This is a genomic window from Chromobacterium violaceum ATCC 12472 (assembly GCF_000007705.1).
GTDB lineage: Bacteria > Pseudomonadota > Gammaproteobacteria > Burkholderiales > Chromobacteriaceae > Chromobacterium > Chromobacterium violaceum.
In genome coordinates this window covers 3,410,467-3,432,941 of sequence record NC_005085.1, presented here as the reverse complement: position 1 = coordinate 3,432,941, position 22,475 = coordinate 3,410,467, and the positions used below count along the sequence as shown (strand labels likewise).

Annotated in this window: 25 protein-coding genes; 23 read left to right on the top strand and 2 right to left on the bottom strand. The window is 65.6% G+C overall.

From position 1 onward, the window contains the following. Positions 1–44 precede the first annotated feature (44 nt). The 3 genes from CV_RS15455 to CV_RS15445 are packed head-to-tail and all read left to right on the top strand — an operon-like array spanning position 45 to position 4,295. Positions 45–2,372, top strand: coding sequence for a sigma 54-interacting transcriptional regulator (locus CV_RS15455; protein WP_011136695.1), 2,328 nt, complete (start codon positions 45–47; stop codon positions 2,370–2,372). After that, entirely contained in the window at positions 2,362–3,555 is a 1,194-nt protein-coding gene (locus tag CV_RS15450; RefSeq protein ID WP_011136694.1) for a DUF917 domain-containing protein, read from the top strand. The genes CV_RS15455 and CV_RS15450 overlap by 11 nt, the downstream gene beginning before the upstream one ends. Next, the gene (locus tag CV_RS15445) at positions 3,552–4,295 is read left to right on the top strand and encodes an aspartate/glutamate racemase family protein (protein WP_011136693.1); all 744 of its coding nucleotides are present in this window, start codon (positions 3,552–3,554) and stop codon (positions 4,293–4,295) included. Before CV_RS15450 ends, CV_RS15445 begins: the two co-directional genes overlap by 4 nt. A gap of 44 nt (positions 4,296–4,339) precedes the next feature. Here the strand turns inward: CV_RS15445 and CV_RS15440 are convergent, their stop codons facing one another. After that, positions 4,340–5,311: a bile acid:sodium symporter family protein gene (locus tag CV_RS15440; RefSeq protein WP_011136692.1), complete on the bottom strand. Its 972-nt coding sequence runs from the start codon at positions 5,309–5,311 to the stop codon at positions 4,340–4,342. A 93-nt stretch (positions 5,312–5,404) separates the two neighbouring features. Between CV_RS15440 and CV_RS15435 the strand changes: the two genes are divergently transcribed. Continuing rightward, entirely contained in the window at positions 5,405–6,319 is a 915-nt protein-coding gene (locus CV_RS15435; RefSeq protein WP_011136691.1) for a LysR family transcriptional regulator, read from the top strand. Between the two features lie 72 nt (positions 6,320–6,391). On the opposite strand, the gene CV_RS15430 is transcribed toward CV_RS15435, so the two are convergent. Continuing rightward, the gene (locus tag CV_RS15430) at positions 6,392–6,733 is read right to left on the bottom strand and encodes a hypothetical protein (RefSeq protein ID WP_043596470.1); all 342 of its coding nucleotides are present in this window, start codon (positions 6,731–6,733) and stop codon (positions 6,392–6,394) included. A gap of 536 nt (positions 6,734–7,269) precedes the next feature. Here CV_RS15430 and CV_RS15425 point away from each other — a divergent pair. The 19 genes from CV_RS15425 (at position 7,270) to CV_RS15335 (ending at position 22,446) form a co-directional block, all read left to right on the top strand. Further along, the gene (locus tag CV_RS15425; RefSeq protein WP_320406880.1) at positions 7,270–7,785 is read left to right on the top strand and encodes a low molecular weight protein-tyrosine-phosphatase; all 516 of its coding nucleotides are present in this window, start codon (positions 7,270–7,272) and stop codon (positions 7,783–7,785) included. A 111-nt stretch (positions 7,786–7,896) separates the two neighbouring features. Then, positions 7,897–8,592 (top strand): chemotaxis protein CheB, encoded by a 696-nt coding sequence (locus CV_RS15420; protein WP_043598126.1) that lies wholly within the window; start codon positions 7,897–7,899, stop codon positions 8,590–8,592. Positions 8,593–8,617: 25 nt separating this feature from the next. Continuing rightward, positions 8,618–9,994, top strand: a complete 1,377-nt coding sequence (locus CV_RS15415; RefSeq protein WP_011136685.1) for a sigma-54-dependent transcriptional regulator — start codon at positions 8,618–8,620, stop codon at positions 9,992–9,994. A gap of 2 nt (positions 9,995–9,996) precedes the next feature. After that, complete coding sequence (gene fliE / locus CV_RS15410) at positions 9,997–10,320, top strand: flagellar hook-basal body complex protein FliE (protein WP_011136684.1); 324 nt, start codon at positions 9,997–9,999, stop codon at positions 10,318–10,320. 53 nt (positions 10,321–10,373) lie between these two features. Further along, the gene (gene fliF / locus CV_RS15405) at positions 10,374–12,113 is read left to right on the top strand and encodes a flagellar basal-body MS-ring/collar protein FliF (RefSeq protein WP_011136683.1); all 1,740 of its coding nucleotides are present in this window, start codon (positions 10,374–10,376) and stop codon (positions 12,111–12,113) included. After that, on the top strand, positions 12,106–13,104 hold the full coding sequence (gene fliG, locus CV_RS15400) for a flagellar motor switch protein FliG (protein ID WP_011136682.1): 999 nt from the start codon (positions 12,106–12,108) through the stop codon (positions 13,102–13,104). The genes fliF and fliG overlap by 8 nt, the downstream gene beginning before the upstream one ends. Next, positions 13,085–13,957: a FliH/SctL family protein gene (locus CV_RS15395; RefSeq protein WP_043596465.1), complete on the top strand. Its 873-nt coding sequence runs from the start codon at positions 13,085–13,087 to the stop codon at positions 13,955–13,957. Before fliG ends, CV_RS15395 begins: the two co-directional genes overlap by 20 nt. Continuing rightward, entirely contained in the window at positions 13,938–15,338 is a 1,401-nt protein-coding gene (gene fliI / locus CV_RS15390) for a flagellar protein export ATPase FliI (protein WP_011136681.1), read from the top strand. The genes CV_RS15395 and fliI overlap by 20 nt, the downstream gene beginning before the upstream one ends. A gap of 9 nt (positions 15,339–15,347) precedes the next feature. Then, on the top strand, positions 15,348–15,797 hold the full coding sequence (gene fliJ, locus CV_RS15385) for a flagellar export protein FliJ (protein WP_043596463.1): 450 nt from the start codon (positions 15,348–15,350) through the stop codon (positions 15,795–15,797). A gap of 53 nt (positions 15,798–15,850) precedes the next feature. Then, entirely contained in the window at positions 15,851–16,786 is a 936-nt protein-coding gene (locus CV_RS15380) for a flagellar hook-length control protein FliK (protein WP_011136679.1), read from the top strand. Positions 16,787–16,894: 108 nt separating this feature from the next. Further along, entirely contained in the window at positions 16,895–17,413 is a 519-nt protein-coding gene (locus tag CV_RS15375; protein WP_043596459.1) for a flagellar basal body-associated FliL family protein, read from the top strand. 7 nt (positions 17,414–17,420) lie between these two features. Continuing rightward, a complete protein-coding gene (fliM, locus tag CV_RS15370; RefSeq protein WP_011136677.1) occupies positions 17,421–18,425 on the top strand; it encodes a flagellar motor switch protein FliM in 1,005 nt (334 codons plus the stop codon). Then, on the top strand, positions 18,422–18,865 hold the full coding sequence (gene fliN, locus CV_RS15365) for a flagellar motor switch protein FliN (RefSeq protein WP_011136676.1): 444 nt from the start codon (positions 18,422–18,424) through the stop codon (positions 18,863–18,865). The genes fliM and fliN overlap by 4 nt, the downstream gene beginning before the upstream one ends. A gap of 104 nt (positions 18,866–18,969) precedes the next feature. Continuing rightward, positions 18,970–19,344: a flagellar biosynthetic protein FliO gene (gene fliO, locus CV_RS15360; RefSeq protein WP_227590049.1), complete on the top strand. Its 375-nt coding sequence runs from the start codon at positions 18,970–18,972 to the stop codon at positions 19,342–19,344. Beyond that, entirely contained in the window at positions 19,344–20,096 is a 753-nt protein-coding gene (gene fliP / locus CV_RS15355; RefSeq protein WP_011136674.1) for a flagellar type III secretion system pore protein FliP, read from the top strand. Before fliO ends, fliP begins: the two co-directional genes overlap by 1 nt. A 5-nt stretch (positions 20,097–20,101) precedes the next feature. After that, positions 20,102–20,596 carry a GNAT family N-acetyltransferase gene (locus CV_RS15350; RefSeq protein ID WP_011136673.1) on the top strand — a complete coding sequence of 165 codons (495 nt, stop codon included), beginning with the start codon at positions 20,102–20,104 and terminating at the stop codon, positions 20,594–20,596. Further along, complete coding sequence (gene fliQ, locus CV_RS15345; RefSeq protein WP_011136672.1) at positions 20,593–20,862, top strand: flagellar biosynthesis protein FliQ; 270 nt, start codon at positions 20,593–20,595, stop codon at positions 20,860–20,862. Before CV_RS15350 ends, fliQ begins: the two co-directional genes overlap by 4 nt. Beyond that, positions 20,862–21,620, top strand: a complete 759-nt coding sequence (fliR, locus tag CV_RS15340) for a flagellar biosynthetic protein FliR (protein ID WP_011136671.1) — start codon at positions 20,862–20,864, stop codon at positions 21,618–21,620. The genes fliQ and fliR overlap by 1 nt, the downstream gene beginning before the upstream one ends. A gap of 100 nt (positions 21,621–21,720) precedes the next feature. Next, complete coding sequence (locus CV_RS15335) at positions 21,721–22,446, top strand: YebC/PmpR family DNA-binding transcriptional regulator (protein WP_011136670.1); 726 nt, start codon at positions 21,721–21,723, stop codon at positions 22,444–22,446. Positions 22,447–22,475: the final 29 nt, after the last annotated feature.

The following is a 22,475-nucleotide window of genomic DNA, read 5'->3' as shown; positions in this document are numbered from 1 at the left end:
ATGTTGGGCGCGCCCGCCGGGCGCGCCGCTTGCGCAAGGTGGCCATGGACATTCCCACATACGATGTATCCCCGTTGCATGCACGGGCCGATCCGGCCGAGCGCGCGATAGGCCAGTCCGCGGTTTTCCAGCGGCTGCTGCAACTGGTGCGGCGGGTGGCGCCCACCGACAAGACGGTATTGATCTGGGGGCCGACCGGCGCCGGCAAGGAAGTCATTGCCCATGAGCTGCACCGCCACAGCCTGGTGGCCGGGCAGCCTTTCATCGATCTCAACTGCGCGGCGATTCCCGAGCACCTGATGGAGGCCGAGCTGTTCGGCCACGCCCGCGGCGCCTTCACCGGCGCGCAGGGCAGCCGGGTCGGCCTGCTGGCCAGGGTAGGGCGCGGCACGCTGTTTCTGGACGAGATCGGCGAGTTGCCGCTGACGCTGCAGCCCAAATTGCTGCGGGTGCTGGAGACGCGCAGCTTTCGCCCGCTGGGCTCGGCCGAATCCCAGCATTTCGCCGGACGCGTGGTCGCCGCCACGCATCGCGATCTGCAGGCCGCGGTGCGCGACGGACGGTTCCGGGAGGACTTGTATTACCGGCTGTCGGTATTCGTGCTCAGCCTGCCGGGGCTGGAGCAGCGCCGCGACGACATCCCCGCGCTGATCGAGCATTTCTGCGCGATGCAGCCGCGTCCGCTGCGCTTCGCCGCCGATGCCGTGACGCGTCTGCAGCACAGCCGCTGGCCGGGCAATGTGCGCCAGCTGCGCAGCCTGGTGGACCGGCTGGGCGTGCTGGCCGACGGTCCGCTGATCACCGCGGCGGCGCTGGACGAGTTCCTGGAACCGCAGGCCCACGCATGGCATGCGGACGCCGCCGAACTGGCCGACGCGCTGCTGGCCTTGCCGGGAGAAGACAAGCTGGCGGCGGCCGAGACGCTGTTGCTCAACCGGGCATTGCATCTGAGCCGCGGCAACAAGGCCGCGGCCGCGCGCGCGCTGGGCGTCGGCCGCAAGGTGGTGGAGCGCCGGCTGGGCGCGCGGCAGGACAGGCGGCAGCAGTTGCGCCGCTTGCTGGACGAGGGCGGCCGCTTGATGGACGGCGGCGATTTCGCCGCGGCCGAGCGCGAGTTGTCGCGCGGACTGGCGTTGCTGGAAAGCGCCTCATTGCAGGACGAGGCGAGGGAGGAGCACTTCCACCTGCTGCGCCAGCTCGGCATTTGCCACAGCGCGCGGCACGGCTGGTCCAGCGCGGAGGCGCTGTCCTGCTACGAAGCCGCGCTGGCCGTGGGCAAGGAGCTGGATTGCGAGCCGGAGATCATGTCCATCCTGTTCGGCATCTGGACCAGCCAGCTGATGTCGCTGGAGCTGGACCGGGCTCGCGGCGCGGCGCAGCAGATGCTGCAGCGCGGTCAGGCCACCGGGGACGCCAGCGCGCTGGCCGACGCCCATTTCGTGATGGCCAACACCCTGTTCTGGCTTGGCGATCACGCCGAGGTGCTGGCGTGCCTGGAGCGGGGCGGCCTGCTGGACGGCGGTCCCAGCCGGAGGATGGGAACCCAGGGTTTCGATCTGAGCGGCCTGGTGCTGACCTTCGAAGGGCTGGCGGCGTTTCAGCTGGGCCAGTTCGCCCAGGCGCGCACGGCGCTGGAGGCGCTGCGCTCGCGGCAGGGTAGCGAAGACCAGCCTTTCAGCCGCGCCATCGCCCTGCAGGGGGCGGTCTGGCTGGCCTGCCTGTTCGAAGACGAGGCGCTGGGCAGCCTCGCGACGCAGATGGAGGGGCTGTCGCGGCAACATGGTTTCGCCTTTTACCAGGGCGTCGCCCAGTTCTTCCTGGGCTGCCATCTGGCGCGGCGCGGCCAGCTCCGGGAAGCGGAGGCCGCGATGGAGGAGGGCTACCAAGGGCAGATGCTGCGCCATGGCGGCAAGCTGTTCCATTCTTTCTATGCCTGGCAGCGCAGCCGACTGCTGCTTGCCGCCGGGAGGGCGGAGGAGGCGCTGGCCTTGGCCGACCGCGGGCTGGAACTGGCGATGGCGCACAAGGAGCGAGCCTACCTCGGCGAATTGCTGATCGCGCGCGCGGACGCGCTGCGTGCCTTGGGCGATGAGTCCGGCGCCGAGCATGGCCTGCGCAGCGCATTGACCACGGCGGAAGCGCTGGGCGCGGTGCCGCCCAGGGTGGAGGCCGCGACGCGGCTGGCGGAACTGCTGGCCGAGTCTGGAAGGGAAGAGCAGGCGCGGGCGTTGCTGGAGTCGGTTTTGCGGGCCTGCGACGGCTCCGCCGAGCCAGCCCATCCCGTGCTGCAATGGGCGCGCATCCGGCTCGGCAGCCTGCCGGGCGGGCGCGCCGACCACAACGCAACAACAGGTGCAAGCCATGGCTTTTGAACTTTCTCCCAGCGATCTGGAACCCTTGCTGCAAGGGGCGTGCTTTTTCGGCAGCGGCGGCGGCGGGACGATGATTTCCGCCCGCCATCTGGCGGCGAACTTTCGCAAGGGCGATTACTATCCGACCGACAAGGTGCGGGTGGTGGATGTGGACGAGGCGACCGACGGCGATTGCGTGATGGTGGCCTATATGGGCGCGCCGGACGCGATCAACCAGGTGCAGTGGCCGAACGGACCGGTGGAGGCCGCCCTCGCGGCGCGGCAGCGGCTGGAATCGCAAGGGCGCAAGCTGGCTTATGTCGTGGCGCCGGAAAGCGGCGCGCTGGGTTTCGTGGTGGCCAGTCTGGTGGCGGCCAAGCTGGGGCTGGCGGTGGTGGACGCCGACGGCGCCGGCCGCGCGGTGCCGTCCTTGCCGATGCTGACCTACGCCGCCGCCGGCGTGCCGCCGACGCCGGCCTTTCTGGCGGGCGAGAGCGGCTTGTGCGTGGAGCTGGGCGTGCGCATGCCGCCGCCGGACGGCCAGCGGCGGGAAGACATTTCCACCGTGGTGGAGCAGATGCTGCGGCCTATCCTGACCAATCCGCAGTTCGGCCAATTCGGCGGCCTGGCGATGTGGATGATGTCGCCGGCGCAATTGGGCGGCGCGCTGCCGGTGCGCGGCACGCTGAGCCGGGCGCTGAAGCTGGGCCGCGCGCTGCAGGACGGGAAGGTGAAGACCGCCGAAGCGATGCTGGACTTCCTGCGCCGCGAGCTGGACATCAAGGGCAAGCTGCTGTTCGGCCCGGCGACGCTGGCGTCGTCCGAGGTGAGCACCGCCGGCGGCTTCGACCTGGGCAAGGTGGTGCTGGAGGACGGCGAGCGCCGCTGCACCGTGCTGTATCAGAACGAATCGCTGCTGGCCTGGGACAGCGCGCTGTCCCATCCGCTGGCGACCGCGCCGGACGCCATCAGCTATTTCGTCGAAGGCGAGGGCCAGCATGTGTTCAGCAACGGCGACTTGTCGGGCAACGACCATGGTCTGGACCCGTCCGTGCGCGGCCGCAAGGCGGCGGTGATCGCGCTGCCGGCCGCCGCGCCGCTGAGCGAGGGGCTGATCCTGCAAAGCTTCGCCGACGAACTGGCGCAGCTAGGCTACCTGGGACCGTACGCGCCGGTGGACGCCGGCCGGGAGGGCGCGCGATGAGCTTGCGCATCTGCGTGCTGGTGCCGGTGGGCGTCGACACCTTCAATCAGCCGATCCTGGAATCCATCCGCCCGGTGATCCCGGCCGACGTCGAGGTGGAGGCGCGCAACCTGCCGCGCGGCACCAGCCACATCCAGGACCGCATCGACTGGCTGGCCAATGGCCTGGCGGTGGTGGAGACGGCGCTGCAGCTGGAGCGCGAGGGCTTCGACGGCATCTGGCTCAGCGATTTCGACATGTGCGGCGTCGAGGCCGCGCGCGAGGCGGTGAACATCCCCATCGTCGGCGGTTTTCCGACGGCGGCGTTCAGCGCGCTGATGCTCAGCCAGCGCTTCTCCATCGTCACCGTGCTGCAGTCGACGCTGGCGATGCAGCACGGCCATGTCCAGGCTTACGGCCTGCAGGATTCGTTCAGCTCGATCCGCGCGATAGACTGCCCGGTGGACCAGCTGTCCAATATGGATGTGGTGGTGCCCAAGGTGTACGAGTGCGCGCTGGAGGCGGTGCGCCGCGACGGCGCCCAGTCCATCCTGCTGGGCTGCACCGGCTTCGTCGGCGTGGCGCGCCGGGTGGAGCAGCTGCTGGAGGCGACGCTGGGCTGCTATGTGCCGGTGATCGATCCCAACCAGGCCGGCTTCAGCCTGCTGCTGTCGCTGGTTCGGATGCGCGTGCGTCCCAGCCGGCTGTGCTACGGCAAGGAGTCGCTGCCGGTCATCACCTCGCTGGCGCGGCAGGCCTGAGGGCTTGCCGGTGAACCATCCCCGCTTCGGCGGGGATTTTTCTTTCAGGCGCGGGCTTCGGCCAGCTGGCGCTGGCGGAAGCGCTGGGCCAGCATCGCGCACACCATCAGCTGGATCTGGTGGAACAGCATCAAGGGCAGCACGATGGCGCCGATGGCGTGGCCGGCGAACAGCACCTTGGCCATCGGCACGCCGCTGGCCAGGCTCTTCTTCGAGCCGCAAAACAGGATGGTGATCCTGTCCTCGCGGCTGAAGCCCAGCTTGCGGCCGGCCAGCGAGGTGATCGCCAGCAGCAGGCCCAACAGGATGGCGTTGACCGCCAGCAGGCCGGCCAGCGCCGACGGCGGCGTCTGCCGCCACAGCCCGCTGATCACCGCCGCGCTGAACGCGGTGTACACCACCATCAGGATCGAGCCCTGGTCCACGTATTTCAGCAGGGCCTTGTGCTTGTCCACCCAGCCGCCTATCCAGCGGCGGGCGATCTGGCCGGCGATGAAGGGCAACAGCAGCTGGTAGACGATGTCCAGCGCCGACCCCATGTTCTGCGCCCCGCCGGCGTGGCCGGCCACCAGCCAACCCGTCAGCAGCGGCGTGATGAAGATGCCCAGCAAGTTCGACGCGGTGGCGCTGCAGATGGCGGCCGGCACATTGCCCTGGGCCATGGAGGTGAAGGCGATGGATGACTGCACGGTGGACGGCAGCATGCACAGATAGAGCACGCCCAAGTACAGCTCCGGCGTCACCAGCGGCGTCAGCGCCGGTTTGAGCAGCAGGCCCAGCAGCGGGAACAGCGCGAAGGTGCAGGCCAGCACGGTCAGGTGCAGCCTCCAGTGGCCGGCGCCGGCGATCACGGCCTCGCGCGACAGCTTGGCGCCGTGCAGGAAGAACAGCAGGCCGATGGCCAGATTGGTGGCCAGGTTGAAGATCTGCGCGGCTGGGCCGTAACAGGGCAGCAGGCTGGCCAGGGCCACGGTGGCCAGCAGCGCGGCGGTGAAGGAATCCAACAGTTTGGGCATGGCATCGGGCGTTCGTTGTTCGATGCCGCTATTGAAGCGCGGATCAATTCAGAATACAAATGTATTTATCTGATCAATTAATAACTTATTTTTATGAATTTCACGCTGAGGCAGTTGAGAGCCTTTTGCCGGGTGGCCGAATGCGCCAGCTTCAGCCGCGCCGGCGATGAGCTGGGCCTGACCCAGCCGGCGGTCAGCCGCGCGGTACGCGAGCTGGAGCAGGCGCTGGAATTGCGGCTGCTGGACCGTACCACCCGCGAAGTGGCGCTGACCGCGGCCGGGGCGCGGCTGCTGCCCAAGCTTAGGCGCGCGCTGGCGGAGCTGGACGAGGTGCTGGACGCCGCGCGCAAGGAGGGCGAGCAGGCGTTGGGCAGCGTGCACGTCGCCAGCAGCCCGACGCTGTCGGCCAGCTTGATGCCGGCCATCGTGTCCGCCTGCCGCGAGCGCTATCCGCAGCTGGACCTGCATCTGCATGACCAGGTGCAAAGGCTGAACATCGCCGCTGTGCGCAATGGCGAGGCGGACTTCGGCCTGGTGGTGGAGCCGGAGGCCTGCGACGATCTGGAGCAGGAAACGGTGTTGATCGACGACTTCTGGCTGGTGTGCCGCGCCGACCACCGGCTGGCCGCAAGCGAGGCGGTGGCGTGGAAGCAATTGGACGGCGAGGCGCTGGTGCTGCTGGACGGCAGCTCCGGCAGCCGGCCGCTGATCGATCAACTGCTGCGCGATCATGGCCTGAACTGCCCGGTGTCGCAGCAGCTGGGGCATTCCCACTCGGTGTTCCGCATGGTGGCGGCCGGCATCGGCGTCAGCGTGTCGCCGGGGCTGGCCATGCCCTTGCCGGAAAACTGTGGCCTGACCGCGCGCCGCTTGTCGCCGCGCGCCAGCCGCCGCATCGTCTTGATCCGCCGGCCCAACCGCACGTTGTCGCCTGCCGCGGAGCGCGTATGGCGGCTGGTGTTGGAGATGAGGGGGCCATTGCAGACGCTGGCCCAGCGGGTCGCGTAGGCGGGGAGGTGCTGATCGGGGAGGACAGGCGCCCGGACGTCGCCCTATCGGCGCGTCCGGGCGATTTGGAGCTTACTGAGCGGTGTTGGATGCCCAGACCGGGATCTTCGGCTCGTAAATCACCAGGTTGCCGTCATCCTGCATGGTGACGAAACATCCCGGCTTGCCGTTGGTGCCGGACGCCCACAGCGGCTTGCCGTGGAAGTCGTACAGCACGAAGTTGCCGTCGGTCTGCATGATGGCGCGCATCGCGTCCTTGCCATTGGTGTTGGAGGCCCACAGCGGATGATGATTGGCCATCCGGTACAGCACCAGATTGCCGTCGCTTTGCAGGATCAGCTGATAGGCGCCGTTGGTGGACAGCAGGTATTCGTTGATGCCCAGGACTTGGTTGGGCAGAAGGGTATTTGCCATGTTGCCACTCCTTTAAATAAGGTTGTCAGGAAAGCTGAGGCAGAAAGCGATGTGGATTGCGCCGGCCGATTACTCATCGGGAGGCATGTCGCGATTCACATGCTGGGCGGATATTATTCCCGACTCAATGTGGGGGCAATATATAAATGTCGGCAATTTCGATGTTTGCGCATTGGAATATAAGGTTGATGTCTGAAGGTACAGTTTTTTGTGGTGTTTTTGGTTTGTTTTGATTTTAAGTTGCTATGGATAATGTTTGAATTGCTATTTTGAATGGACGTCATATTCGACTAAGGGTGTTTGAGATAATTGTTTTTGGGATGGTTGGATTTCTAAATGACGCCTGGAGAGTAAATGCTTTCGGTGTTGTATAAGCATCGGTAGTCTGGAGCGTTTCATCATGCCGGCCCAAGCATTGCTCCATCTTTGCGTTGGCAAATGAGCGCGACTGGCCGCCATGCGGTTTTCGTGTCAAGATGCCTGTATTCAGCAAAGGCCTGAAATGACGGTCTTAAACGCCGCCGATTACAGGCGGGATGGCGTGTTCGGCATCAATCGAGGGGAACGGTATGAGCGAAAAGGATGTTTTCTCTATCCTTTTTGTATGTCATGGAAATATATGCAGGTCTCCGACCGCTGAAGGTGTGATGCGGGCGAGGCTGGAGGGGGCTGGTTTGACGGGCAGGGTCGAGATCGACTCCGCCGGCACGCACGGCTATCACGTCGGCGAGGTGCCGGACGCGCGAAGCGCGCGCGCCGCCGCCGCTCGCGGTTACGACCTTTCCGCGCAACGGGCCAGGCAGGTGGTCGACAGCGATTTTTCCGCCTTCGATCTGATACTCGCCGCGGACTGCCGCAACCTGGCCGATCTGCGCCGGCGCTGTCCCGAGGCGCTGGCCGGCAGGCTGCGCCTGATGCTGGAGCCGCTTGGCGAGGGGCGGGAGGTGCCGGATCCGTATTACGGCGGCGAGCGCGGTTTCGAACAGGTGCTCGATCTGCTGGAGGCCGCCTGCGACGCCTGGCTGGCGCGGATCGCGGCCGGCTTGCGTTGAGCGCCTGACCGAAAGCGGCGCTCCTGCTAAGCTATTTGAAACAACCCCGTCATGCCTGAGCGGGCCGAAGCCGACGGCTGCGCGGGCGAACCCTGTCTGCAAGGTAAAAACATGGCCTTGACTTCGCGCGAGCGAGCGAACAAGACTCCGCTGGAAATCGTTCCCAGCCACAACGCGGACGTGATCCTGCCGCGCCAGCCGACCAAGACGCCGCTGGCCAGCCAGACCGTCATCGTCATCGGCTCGTCCACCGGCGGCACCGAGGCGCTGCGTACGCTGCTGACCACGCTGCCCGCCAATATGCCGCCGATACTGATCGCCCAGCACATGCCGGAAATGTTTACCCATTCGTTCGCCCAGCGGCTGGACTCGCTGTGCCGGCTGAGGGTGAAGGAGGCGGAGGATAACGAAAGGCTGCAGGCCGGGACCGTCTACATCGCGCCCGGCCATTCCCATTTATTGATCAAGAGCGCGCCGACGATAGGCTACAGCACCTCGCTGAACAATGGCCCGGCGGTCAACCGCCACCGACCGTCGGTCGACGTGCTGTTCCGTTCCGCCGCCAATCTGGTCGGCAAGAACAGCATCGGCGTCATCCTGACCGGCATGGGCCGCGACGGCGCCAACGGCATGCTGGAGATGCGGCAGGCCGGTGCCTGGAACATCGCCCAGGACGAGGCGAGCTGCGTGGTGTTCGGCATGCCCAAGGAGGCGATCGCCATCGGCGCCACCCACGAGGTGCTGGGACTGCCCAGCATCGCCCAGAGGCTGGTCACGCTGGTTCACCAGCGTCAGCCGTCGGTGTAACCATAATTAAGAAGCATTGGACTCCATGAAGTATCTTCCGATTCTGGTGGTCGAAGACGACGCGGATCTGCGCGAGGCCATCGTCGACACGCTTTCCCTGGCGGGCTATCCGACGCTGGAGGCCGCCGATGGCGGCTCCGCTCTGCAGAAGCTGGCCCAGGAGCCGGTGGGGCTGATCATTTCCGACGCCCAGATGGCGCCGATGGACGGCTATGACCTGTTCGAGGAGGCGAAGAAGCGCTATCCCGGCGTGCCCTTCATCCTGATGACCGCCTATGGCGTGATCGAGCGCGCGATCGAGCTCTTGCGCGCCGGGGCCGCGCATTACCTGCTCAAGCCCTTCGAGCCGCAGAGCCTGTTGGCCGAGGTGGACAAGCATCTGCTGGCGATGCCGGGAGACGGCGGCGGCGATGTGGTGGCTGAATCCGCGGCGATGCGCCAGTTGTTCGCGTTGGCGGGCCGGGTGGCGCAGAGCGACGCCAGCGTGATGATTTCCGGCCCCAGCGGCAGCGGCAAGGAAGTGCTGGCGCGTTACATCCACCGCCACTCCAAGCGCGGCAGCGGGCCGTTCGTCGCGGTCAATTGCGCGGCTATCCCGGACAATCTGCTGGAGTCCACGCTGTTCGGCCATGAGCGCGGCGCCTTCACCGGCGCGGCGCAGGCCTTGCCGGGCAAGTTCGAGCAGGCTCAGGGCGGCACCATCCTGCTGGACGAAGTGACCGAGATGCCGCTGCCCTTGCAGGCCAAGCTGTTGCGGGTGCTGCAGGAGCGCGAGGTGGAGCGGATAGGCGCCACGCGCACCATCAAGCTGGACATTCGCGTGCTGGCCACCTCCAATCGCGATCTGCAGGCGGCGGTGGAGGCTGGGAATTTCAGAGAAGACCTGTATTTCCGTCTGAATGTTTTCCCGCTGAGAATACCGGCGCTCGCCGAGCGGCCGGAGGATATTCTACCTTTGGCACGATTCCTGCTTAAAAAACATGCGGAGGCCGCTGGACGGGCATCTCTGGTGTTTTCCAGGGATGCGGAACGTCATTTGACGGCCTATAGTTGGGAGGGTAACATCCGCGAACTGGATAATGTCGTGCAGCGGGCGGTGATTCTTGCCGCCGGAGCGGAAATTCTTGCCGCCGATCTGATGCTGGGCGATATTGCTGGCGTGGGGCAGTTTACCCGAGCGGAGTCCGAATCGGACAGTTCGGTGTCGGGTGAAACCGACATGAAAACCCTTGAGAAACGCCATATCCTGGAAACATTGGCGGCAGTCGGCGGCGTGAAGAAGCTGGCTGCGGAGAAACTGGGCATCAGCGAGCGCACTTTGCGCTACAAACTGCAGCGCTACCGTGATGAGGATGCTGCGGATGCCGGTGGAAATGTTCCGGAGGGAAGTGGCACGGAGTAGCCATGTCAGTCAATAACATCGACCAGTTGCTTGGCGAGCTGAAAAGCGCGGCGGCGCTGGCTTCCGGCAAGCAGGCGCCGGCGGCACAGCAGACGCCGCAGGTCGACTTTTCCGACGTGCTCAAGTCGACGATAGAGCAGGTCAATTCGGCGCAGCAGACATCGGAGGAGATGCAGAAGCAGTTTCAGCTGGGCGACAACAAGGAAGTCAATCTGCAGGATGTGATGATGTCTCTGCAGAAAGCCAGCCTGTCGTTCCAGACGATGGTTCAGGCGCGCAACAAGCTGGTCAGCGCCTATCAGGAAATCATGAATACCCAAGTCTAGCGCTGCCGATGGCCACGGCCCGGCGGCGGTGGACCTAAACCACAAACCACCGTATGGCTGATCTGGCAGAAGAAAACGCTACTCCAGTTTGGCGCGCTCGACTGAACGAGGCGGGAGACCGCTTCAAGGCGCTGCCCAACAACCGAAAAATCCTGTTTCTTACGGCGCTGGCGGCGATTTTCGCCGTCGTCGTCGGCGCGGTGCTTCTCAACCGCACGCCTTCCTACAAGATCCTGTTCTCCAATCTGGCCGACCGCGACGGCGGCCAGGTCACGGCCGCGCTGCAGCAGATGAACGTTCCCTACCAGCTGGGCGAGGGCGGCGTGATCTCGGTGCCGGCGGACAAGGTGTACGACGTCCGCTTGAAGCTGGCGGCCCAGGGCCTGCCCAAGGCCAGCGGCGTGGGCTTCGAACTGATGGACAACCAGAAGTTCGGCATCAGCCAGTTCGCCGAGCAAGTCAATTACCAGCGCTCCATCGAGGGCGAGCTCGCCCGCACCATCGAGGCCATCTCCTCGGTGCAGAGCGCCCGCGTCCACATCGCCACGCCCAAGCAGAGCGTGTTCGTCCGCGAGCAGCAGTCGCCCACCGCCTCGGTGATGCTGCAGCTGTACCCGGGACGCATGCTGGACGGCGGCCAGGTGGCCGGCATCCTGCACCTGGTGTCCAGTTCGGTGCCCAATCTGCCGTTGAAGAACGTCACCATCGTCGACCAGGACGGCAACCTGTTGTCCAAGCAGGCCGGCCCGGACGAGAATTCCGGCCTGGATCAGCGCCAGCTGGGCTTCGTGCGCCAGATCGAGGAGGGCTACGTCAAGCGCATCGAGGACATACTGGAGCCCATCTTCGGCCGCGGCAACGCCCGCGCCCAGGTGACGGCCAACGTCGACTTCTCCGAAACCGAGCAGACGTCGGAAACCTACCGGCCCAACTCCAGCCCCAATCCCTCGGCCACCCGCAGCCAGCAGATCAGCGAGAAGCTGGTCAACGGCTCGGCCAACCCCACCGGCGTGCCGGGCGCGCTGTCCAACCAGCCGCCGTCGGCGGCGTCCGCGCCGATCACGCTGCCGCCGGGCGCCGCCCCGGGCACGGCCAATCTGTCCGGGGGAAGCGTCAGCGCCAGCGGCACGCTGCAGCGCGACATCACCACCAATTACGAGGTGGACAAGACCATACAGCACACCAAGGTGCCGACCGGCGTGGTCAAGCGGCTGTCGGCCGCCGTGGTGGTCAACTATCGCCGCATGCCTGACAAGAGCGGCGAGATGAAGCCGACGCCGCTGACGCCGCAAGAGGTGCAGCAAATCAACAACCTGGTCAAGGAGGCGATGGGCTACAACTCCGGCCGCGGCGATACGCTCAACGTGGTCAACGCCGCCTTCGCCGACAATGCCCAGCCGGTCACCATGCAGGAGCGGGTGATCGATTACGTCAGCGGCAACGGCACCAGCCTGGTCAAGTACGGCTTGCTGGGGATCGCGGTGCTCTATCTGCTGTTCGGCGTGGTGCGGCCCATCATGCGAGATCTGGTTCGGCCGCCGGCGCCTGCCCCCGGCGCCGAGGGCGAGGCTGCGGCCGCCGGCGCGGCCGGGCCGGGAGGGCGCCTGCTGGGCGTGGCCGGGGAAGAGGGCGAACCCGGCGTCGCCGCCGCGATGGCGGGCGGCGGAGAAGACCCGCGCGAAGCGCAGAAGCGCCAGTACAGCAGCAACCTGGAAGCCGTGCGCGAGCTGGTGAAGTCTGATCCGCGCATGGCGGCCCAGATCATCAAGGAATGGATAAGCGCCGATGAGTGACAACGGAATCCGCAAGAGCGCCGTGCTGCTGTTCAGTCTCGGCCAGAACGAGGCGGTCGAGGTGTTCAAATACCTCGGCCCCAAGGAAGTCCAGAAGATTTCGCTGGCGATGGCGGCGATCAACAACCTCAGCTACGAGCAGATCGACGAGGTGGTGGCCGAATTCCGCAAGGAATGCGACGCCCGCGCCAGCATCGGCGCGTCCGACGAATACCTGCGCAATGTGCTGATCGAGGCGCTGGGACCGGACAAGGCCGCCAATCTGCTGGACAAGATCATGCAGGGCAACGACCACAGCGGCATCGAAAGCCTGAAGTGGATGGATCCCTCGTCCGCGGCAGACCTGATCCGCCACGAGCACCCGCAGATCATCGCCACCATCCTGGTGCACCTGGAGCCGGACCTGTCCAGCTCCATCCTGTCCTTCTTTCCGGAGCGGATGCGCAACGAAGTGCTGATCCGGACCGCCACGCTGGAAGGCGTGCAGCCGCAGGCGCTGCGCGAGCTGAACGACGTGCTGACCCAGTTGCTGTCGGGTTCCGACCGCATCAAGAAGAGCGCGTCCGGCGGCGTCGGCCTCACCGCGGAAATCCTCAACTTCATGGGCGGCAACGTCGAGGCGTCGGCGCTCAGCTTCATCCGCGAGTACGATCCGGAGCTGGCCCAGCGCATCCAGGACAAGATGTTCGTGTTCGAGAACCTGCTGGACATCGACGACCGCTCGATCCAGACCATCCTGCGCGAGATCCAGTCCGACTCGCTGGTGATCGCGCTGAAGGGCACCAGCACCGATCTGAAGGAAAAGATTTTCCGCAACATGTCCCAGCGCGCCGCGGAAATGCTGCGCGACGATCTGGAATCCAAGGGGCCGGTCAAGCTGTCCGAAGTGGAGGCCGAGCAGAAGGAAATCCTCAAGGTGGTGCGCAAGCTCGCCGACGACGGCCAGATCGTGCTAGGCAGCAAGGGCGGCGATGAAGGCCTCATCGAGTAACGGACCCATCATTCCCGGCGAGGAGCTGGAAAGCTGGAGCAGCTGGAGCCCGGCTTCGCTGGACGGCTTCACCCAGGCCCTGTCGCCGGCCCAGCTGGTGGCGATGGCGCAGATGCGCCGTCCCGGCCTCAGCCTGGCCGAGCGCATCGCGGCCTCCGAGCCGCCTGTCGCGCCCGTGCCGCTGGCCGAGGCGGAAGCCTTGGCGGAACAGGCCGAAGCGGTGGCGGCCGAACCGGAAGAAGAGGCGCAGGCGCTGGGCTACCCCACCGCGGCCGAACTGGAAGCCATCCACCAGGAGGCCTGGCAGGCCGGTCATGAGGCCGGCCTTGAGGCGGGCAGGGCGGAGGGATTCGAACAGGGCCTGCAGGCGGGGCGGGAGCAAGGCGCCGCCCAGGCGCTCGCCGAGCAGCTGCCGAAGCTGGAAGAGGCCTGGCAGGCGCTGCGCGACATGGGCGGCGATTTTTCCGGCGAGCTGGCCCGGTTGGAGCAGGAGCTGGCCCGGGACGTGCTGCAATTGGCCTGGGCTCTGGCGCAAAAGCTGCTGCAGCAGAAGCTGGAGCGCGACGAGCAGGCGCTGCTGCCGTTGTTGCAGGCGGCCCTGGCGGAGTTGCCTTCCACGCTGGCAAATGCCCGCCTGCGCGTCAACCCGGCCGACCTGGCCGTGGCGCGGGAATTCCTGCAGCAGGAGACGCCGGAAACGGCATGGCAGTGGGTCGAGGATGCGCAGGTGCGCCGCGGCGGCTGCGTGATAGACGCCAGCTCGGTGAGGCTGGACATGACGCTGGAAACCCGGCTGGCGGCGATGAGCCGCGCGCTGGGCCTGGAGGATGGAGATGAGCGGCAGCCTGCTTGAGCGCCAGCGGGGCTGGCTGGCGGCTTGCGGCGCGGCCGCTGAGGCGGCCAGCTTGTGGCAGCCCTGCGGCAGGTTGGTCCGCGTCACCGGCATGGTGATGGAGGCGGTGGGCATCAAGTTGCCAGTCGGCAGCGCCTGCCGGGTGATGCTGGCCGACGCGCACTCGGTGGAGGCCGAGGTGGTGGGCTTTTCCGGCGACAAGGTGTTCCTGATGCCGCTCACCAATGTGCACGGCCTGCTGCCCGGCACGCCGGTGCTCCCCTTGCCATCCTTCAATCCGCCGCGCTACGGCAGCGAGCCGGGCGCGGCGCAGGCCGCCTCCAATGGCGCGGCCGGCCGGCAGGTGCCGGTGGGCGCCAGCCTGCTGGGCCGGGTGCTGGATTCCCTGGGCCGGCCGCTGGACGGTCTGGGGCCGATTCATCCCGATGCCTGGTTCCCCTTGTACAGCCAGCCGATGAACCCCTTGCATCGCACGCCGGTGCACGATGTGCTGGATGTGGGCGTGCGCGCGATCAACGGACTGCTCACGGTCGGCCGCGGCCAGCGCCTGGGGCTGTTCGCCGGCTCCGGCGTCGGCAAGTCGGTGCTGCTGGGCATGATGGCCCGCTTCACCAAGGCCGACGTGGTGGTGGTGGGGCTGATAGGCGAGCGGGGCCGGGAAGTGAAGGACTTCATCGAGAACATCCTGGGCGAGGAGGGACGCGCCCGCTCGGTCGTCGTGGCCGCGCCGGCCGACATGCCGCCGCTGATGCGCCTGCACGGCGCCGCCTACGCCACCGCGCTGGCGGAGTACTTCCGTTCCCAAGGGTTGGATGTGCTGTTGCTGATGGATTCGGTCACCCGTTTCGCCATGGCGCAGCGCGAGATCGCGCTGGCGATCGGCGAGCCGCCGGTGACTCGCGGCTATCCGCCGTCGGTGTTCGCGCGGCTGCCGCAGCTGATCGAGCGCGCAGGCAACGGCGAAGAGGGCGGCGGCTCGATCACCGGCTTTTACACCGTGCTGTCCGAGGGCGACGACCAGCAGGATCCGATCGCCGACTCCGCGCGCGCCATCCTTGACGGCCACTTCGTGCTGTCGCGCGATCTGGCCGAGGCCGGCCATTATCCGGCGATAGACATCGAGCAGTCGATCAGCCGGGTGATGGTGGACGTGGTGCCGCAGCAGCAAATGGACCTGGCCCGCCATTTCAAGCAGCTGTATTCCCGTTACCAGCGCAACCGCGACCTGATCAGCGTCGGGGCTTACGTGTCCGGCTCCGATCCGGTGCTGGACGACGCCATGCGCCGCCAGCTGCCCATGGTCAGCTTCCTTACCCAGCCCATGCACGAGTCGCACGATTACGCGTCCTGCTGCGAGCAGCTGGCCGGCGTGATGGCCTGAGCCTGATCCATGGCCAGCAAATACCAACTGCTGATCCAGCTCGCCGATGAGCGCCAACAGGCGGCGGCAGAGCGGATGGGCATGGCGCAAAGCCGGCTGGCCGAGTCCCGTTCCCGTCTGGATCAGCTGGACGCGTTCCGGGAGGAGTACCGCCAACGCCTGGTGGGCGGCGGCGGACAGGGCATGTCCATCGTCCAGTACCAGGATTTCCGCCGCTTTCTGGCCAGGCTGGACGAGGCCATGATCCAGCAGCAGCAGGATGTCGATCGCTGCGCGCAGCGTTTCGTGATGGAGCGCCAGGCCTGGCAGATGGAATACAAGAAGCTCAAGGCCTACGAAAAGCTGCTGCAGCGCGAGCAGGAGCGCGAGGCGCGGCAGGAGGCCAAGCGCCAGCAGAAGCAGACGGACGAATTCGCCACCCGCCGTTTCTGGGACAGGACTCATGGCGGCGATGCCTGAATTGGCACGCTCCTTGCTTTGATTGGCCTCGTTATACTCGTAGAGGCATCGCCATGACTATCATCGTGAACACGCCGGCGGCGAATGCCGGCACGCAGGCATCTCCGGGAAGCGTCGCTTCCGCCGGCAACTCCGGCAGCGGCGCGGCCGGCGATCTGTTCGCCAGCCTGCTGGGCATCCAGATGAGCACGATGGGCGCGATGCTGCCGGAGCTGGGCGATGGCGGCAACGGCAAGTCCGCCGACGACAAGCCGGCGGCCAAGGACGGCCAGGGCGACGGAACGCTGCAGGCCGCGCTGGCGATGCCCATGCTGACCGCGTTGCAGCTCCAGCCGCAGCAGGCCGAGACCAAGACTCCGGTTCAGGATCTGCTGACCCAGCAAACGACCGCCAAGGTCGATCCCTCTTTGCTGTTGCAGACGGCGAAGCAGGGCTTCAATTGGCAGGACGGCCAGCAAAAATTGCCGGATCCGGAAACCACGGCCGCGCAATTCTTGCCGCTGCAGCAGTTGCAGCAAGCGCAGCCGCAACAGGCCGCCCATGTTCAGAGCAATGCCGGCCTGCCCCAGCTGACCCTGCCCCAGACCCTGACCGATCCGAATTGGGGCAAGGCCCTGGGCGAGCAGATGCTGAGCATGGTCAACCTGAAGATGGACAAGGCGCAGATTCAGCTCAATCCGCCGCAGATGGGGCCGATCGAGGTGACTTTGAAAATGAACGGCACCGACCAGGCCCAGGTTTTGTTCACCGCCGCCGTGCCGGCGACGCGCGAGGCGTTGGAAAGCAATATGCACCGGCTGAGTTCCATGCTGTCCTCCAGCGGCATCCAGTTGACCGACTCCCAGGTTTCCAGCGGCAATTCCGGCCAGCAGCAACAGGCATTCCAGCAAAGGAAAGGACAGCACCAGCCCGTCATCGGCGAGGCTGAGGTCGTGGACGCCTTGAGCGCGATCAAGACCGCACGCGGCATACTCAGCATCTTCGCTTGACCCGATTTGAGATTGACACTGTTCAGCAGGCCGAGAAAACAGGAAAATGTGGCCGGGAAATCGTTTAAGATTTCACTAGGAACTCCATAAAAGAACAGGTCATAACTTATGTCGGATGATAAAAAGGCGGACAAGGCGGAAAAAAAGGCGGGAGGGGGCGGCAACAAGCTGATGCTGATCGTCATCATCCTGCTGATTCTGGTGTTGGCCGCCGTGGGGGGGCTGGCGGCTTACATGTTCACCAATATGAACAAGCCGGCGGGGGCTCAGGCTGAGCAGGTGCAGGAAAAACCGAAGAAAAAGCATGAGGGTCCGCCCATCTTCGAGAAAATGGACACCTTCGTGGTCAACCTGGCCGGCAATGACGGCAGCCTGCTGCAGATAGACATGCAGGCCGAGCTTGGCGACGAGGAGGCCAAGAAGAAGTTCGCGGACTATGCGCCCAAGGTCCGGAGCGCGGTGATCCTGCTGCTGTCGTCCAAGACCGCGGCCGAGGTCAGCACCGCCGAAGGCAAGGTCAAGCTGAAGGCGCAAGTCAAACAGATCATCAACGAGGCGATGGACGCGGGCGAAGAGCCCGTGGTCGAAAGCGTCCTCTTCACTTCCTTCATCATCCAGAAGCAGTAGGCGCGCCATGGGCGACGATATTCTGTCCCAGGAAGAGGTAGACGCGCTATTACGAGGCGTCTCCGGAGAGGACGAAGATGATGACGGCGGGCAGGATGCCCAGGGTGTCCGCGGCTATGACATCGGCCGGCAGGAGCGGATTGTCCGCGGCCGGATGCCGACGCTGGAGATCATCAACGAACGCTTCGCGCGCAACCTGCGCATCGGCTTGTTCAACTTCCTGCGCCGCAACGCGGAAATCTCCGTGGGGCCGGTGCGGGTGCAGAAGTACAGCGAATTCATCCGCAACCTGGTGGTGCCGACCAACCTGAACCTGGTTCACGTGAAGCCCTTGCGCGGCACCGGCCTGCTGATTTTCGACCCGGACCTGGTGTTCCTGATCGTCGACAACCTGTTCGGCAGCGACGGACGCTACCATGTGCGCGTAGAGGGCCGCGACTTCACGCCGACCGAGCAGCGCATCATCCACCGGCTGCTGGAAGTGGTGTTCACCGAATGCCAGAAGGCCTGGGAGCCGGTGTATCCGATAGAGTTCGTCTATCTGCGCTCGGAGATGAACACCCAGTTCGCCAACATCGCCACGCCCACCGAAGTGGTGGTGGCGATGACCTTCCATATCGAACTGGGCGCCGGCGGCGGCGACTTTCACATCTGTCTGCCGTATTCTATGGTGGAGCCGATCCGCGATCTGCTTTCCAGCACCATGCAGGCCGACCGCACCGAGGTGGACAACCGGTGGGTCAACCTGATGACCCACCAGGTGCAGGCGGCGGAGGTGGAGCTGGTGGCCAGCCTGGCGCACGCCAAGGTCACGCTGGGGCAGATCCTGAATCTGAAGAACGGCGACGTGGTGATGATAGAAATACCCGAGCGGGTGGAGGCCGACGTGTCCGGCATCCCGGTGTTCGAAGCCAGTTACGGCACCGTGCAGGGCCGATACGCGCTGAAGGTGGAAAAGATACTGGCGGGGACCAACGAGTTCCTGGAGTCCCCCGGAGAGCATGAGCAATGAGCGAAGAAGAATTGCAGGGCGGCGCGGCCGGCGCCGAAGAGGAGGTCTCGATGGACGACTGGGCCGCCGCGATGGCGGAGCAGGAAACTGTCGAAACCCAGCATGCGGTGGAGGCGGAGGCGGTTCCGGCCCAGGGCCTGTTCCAGGAGATCGGCGCCGGGGCGGTGGCCGGCGGCCCTCCCAATCTGGACATGATCCTGGACATCCCGGTCCAGCTGACTGTCGAGCTGGGGCGCACCAAGATCGCCATTCGCAACCTGCTGCAACTGGCGCAGGGTTCGGTGGTGGAGCTGGACGGCATGGCCGGCGAGCCGATGGACGTGCTGGTCAACGGCTGTCTGATCGCCCAGGGCGAGGTGGTGGTGGTCAACGACAAGTTCGGCATTCGTCTGACCGACATCATCACCCCGGCAGAGCGGATACGGCGGCTGCAGAAATAATGGACATGGGAAAACGCGTGAAAGTGCGCCTGGCGCTGCGGGGCGCACTTTGTTTTATGGCATCTTCGCCGCTGTGGGCGGCGACCGCTACGGCTCCAGCGCCGGTGTCTGCGCCTTCGCCTTCGCCGTTCGCCAGCCTGCTGCAGGTGATCCTGGGGCTGGCGGTGGTGCTGGGCGCCATCGTCGGCGTGGCCTGGCTGTTCAAGCGCCTGTCGGGCGGCATGCTCGGCGGCGCGGGCCGTGTCCGCGTCGTGGGCGGCACCATGGTCGGCCAGAAGGAGCGGGTGGTGATCGTCGAGCTGGAGGGCGAATGGCTGGTGCTGGGCGTGACGCCGCAACAGGTCAATCTGCTCAGCAAGATGCCGCGGCCGGAGGGCGCGGAGTCGGAGCCGGCTGAACCGGCGGAGCCGTTCGCGCGCTGGCTGAAGGCCGCATTGGACAAGAGCCGCGAGGCGCAACGGCGCCGGCAGGACAAATGATGAAGAAAAAGATCGTGATCGCCCTGCTGTCCGGCGGGGCGCTGCTGTCGCCGTTGCTGGCGGACGCCGCGGCGGGCTTGCCGCTGATGACCAGCACGCCGGCGGCGGGCGGCGGGCAGAACTACTCGCTCAGCCTGCAGATGCTGCTGTTCATGACGGCGCTGACCTTCATCCCGGCGATGATGCTGATGATGACGGCGTTCACCCGCATCGTGATCGTGCTGTCGCTGCTTCGCCAGGCCTTGGGCACCACCCAGTCGCCGCCCAACCAGGTGATCGTCGGCCTGGCGCTGTTTCTGACGCTGTTCGTGATGGGGCCGACTTTCGACCAGGTCTACGCCAAGGCCTGGGTGCCGTTCTCCGACGACAAGATCAGCTTCAACCAGGCGCTGGACGAGGGCAGCAAGCCGATGAAGGCTTTCATGCTGCGCCAGACGCGAGAGAAGGATCTGGCCTTCTTCATCGAGATTTCGCAGTCGCCGAAGCCGCAGAGCAAGGAGGAGGTGTCGATGAAGACGCTGATTCCGGCTTTCGCCGTCAGCGAGTTGAAAACCGCTTTCCAGATCGGTTTCATGATCTTCATTCCCTTCATGATCATCGACCTCGTCGTCGCCAGCATCCTGATGGCGATGGGCATGATGATGGTTTCGCCGGTGACCATTTCCTTGCCGTTCAAGATGATGCTGTTCGTGCTGGTGGACGGGTGGACGCTGCTGATGGGCTCGCTGGTGCAGAGTTTCTACACGGGATGACGGCGATGCGGCTGGAGTGTTTGTCGCCGGCGGACCTGTCCGCCTGCCATGCCCTGTTCCGGGCCAGCGTGCATGCGCTGGCCGGCGGCGTTTACACGGGCGAGCAGTGCCTGGCCTGGGCGCCGGAACGGATGTGGGACGAAGAGGTCGAGGCGGTCTGGCGGTCCAGGCTGGAAGGCGCCTGGGCTTGCAAGGCGGTGGCCGAAGACGGCCGGCTGGCCGGTTTCGCCTGGCTGAAGCGGAGCGGCGAGTTCGACATGCTGTACGTCGCGCCCTGGGCGGGCCGACGGGGGCTGGGCGGCCGCATGCTCGCCGAGCTGGAGCGCCAAGCCGAAGAGGCCGGCGTGACCGCCCTTCATGCCTGGGCCAGCCACGCGTCGCGCCCGGTGTTCGAGCGGGCCGGCTACCGACTGCTGCGTGCCAATCGCATCGTCCGGGGCGGGGTGGGGATCGACAACTGGCTGCTGGCCAAGGGCGGCTGGCGGGAGGAGGGAGCATGAGTCCGGAATTGGTCATCAGCATTGTGCAGAACGCGCTGTACATCCTGATCATCGTGTCGGCGCCTGTGCTGCTGACGTCGCTGCTGGTGGGGCTGCTGGTCAGCGTGCTGCAGGCGGCCACCCAGATCAACGAAATGACGCTGACCTTCATTCCCAAGCTGCTGGCGATGTTCCTGGTGCTGGTGCTGGCCGGTCCGTGGATGCTGAACACGCTGATCGAGTACACCACCCGCTTGTTTCAGAGCATACCCAACGTGATCGGCTGATGCTGGCGATAAGCGATATCCAGATCAACGCCTGGGTCAGCGTGTTCGCCTGGCCGTTCGCGCGCATCGTCGGACTGTTCCTGGCCGAGCCCGTGTTCGCTTACCGCGGCGTGCCGCGCCGTTTCAAGGCCGCGTTCGCCCTGGTGCTGACCGTGATCCTGGCGCCCTTGCTGCCGCCGCTGCCGGCCGAAGGCATCGCCATCCTGGTCCAGCAATTGCTGATCGGGTTGTCCATGGGTTTCGTGATGCGCATCGTGATCAGCGCGGTGGAGTTGACCGGCTTCATCATCGGGGCGCAGACCGGCCTGGGCTTCGCGATGTTCTACGACCCGGTGCATGCCGCCCAGGTGCCGGTGCTGTCGCAGATGCTGTCCTTGTTCACCTTTTTCCTCTTCCTCGCCTTCGACGGCCACCACGTGGTGCTGGGCGCGCTGGCGCACAGTTTCCAGGTGTTGCCCATCGGCATGCCGATGCCGGCGCAGGGCATCAAGGCTTTGACGCTGTGGGGCGCGCACCTGTTCGAGTGGGGGGTGTGGCTGGCGATGCCCATCATCGGCGCGCTGCTGATCACCAACCTGGCCATCGGCGTGATGACCCGCGCCGCGCCGCAGTTCAACATCTTCTCCTTCGGCTTCCCGCTGACCATCATGATAGGCTTCTGCACCCTGTACCTGACGCTGCCGATGATGATTCCGGTGATAGAGCGCATGTACCAGGCCGGCTTCGACATGATGCTGCGCATGCTGCAGGCCAAGTAGCCCGGCCCGTCTCGTAAAGCCGGCCGGCTTTCTGCTAGAATACCGCGAATTTTGATTGACGCTCCGGCGCGCCGGGGCCAGACAACGCACAGAGGCAAATATGGCAGGTCACAGCAAATGGGCTAACATCCAGCACCGCAAAGGTCGCCAGGATGCCAAACGTGGCAAGATCTTCACCCGCCTGATCAAGGAAATCACCGTCGCGGCCAAGATGGGCGGAGGCGACGCCAACATGAACCCGCGCCTGCGCCTGGCCGTGGACAAGGCCAAGGCCGAGTCCATGCCCAAGGACAATATCGAGAACGCGATCAAGCGCGGCACCGGCCAGCTGGACGGCGTCGACTACGTCGAATGCCGTTACGAAGGCTACGGCATCGCCGGCGCGGCGGTGATGGTGGATTGCCTGACCGACAACAAGACCCGCACCGTGGCCGACGTGCGCCACGCCTTCTCCAAGTACGGCGGCAACATGGGCACCGACGGCTGCGTGGCCTTCCAGTTCAAGCATTGCGGCTACCTGGTGTTCGCGCCGGGCGTGGACGAGGACGCGCTGATGGAAGCGGCGCTGGAAGCCGGCGCCGAGGACGTGGTCAGCAATGACGATGGTTCCATCGAGGTCATCACCGGCCCCTACGAATTCTCCGACGTCAAGGACGCGCTGGAAGCCAAGGGCTTCAAGTCCGAGATGGGCGAAGTGACCATGCGCGCCGAGAACGAAACCGAACTGTCCGGCGACGACGCCGTCCGCATGCAGAAGCTGCTGGACGCGCTGGAAGACCTGGACGACGTTCAGGACGTCTACACTTCGGCCGTGATCGGCGAGTAAGCGCTTTCCGCCAGTTTCGAAAACCCGGC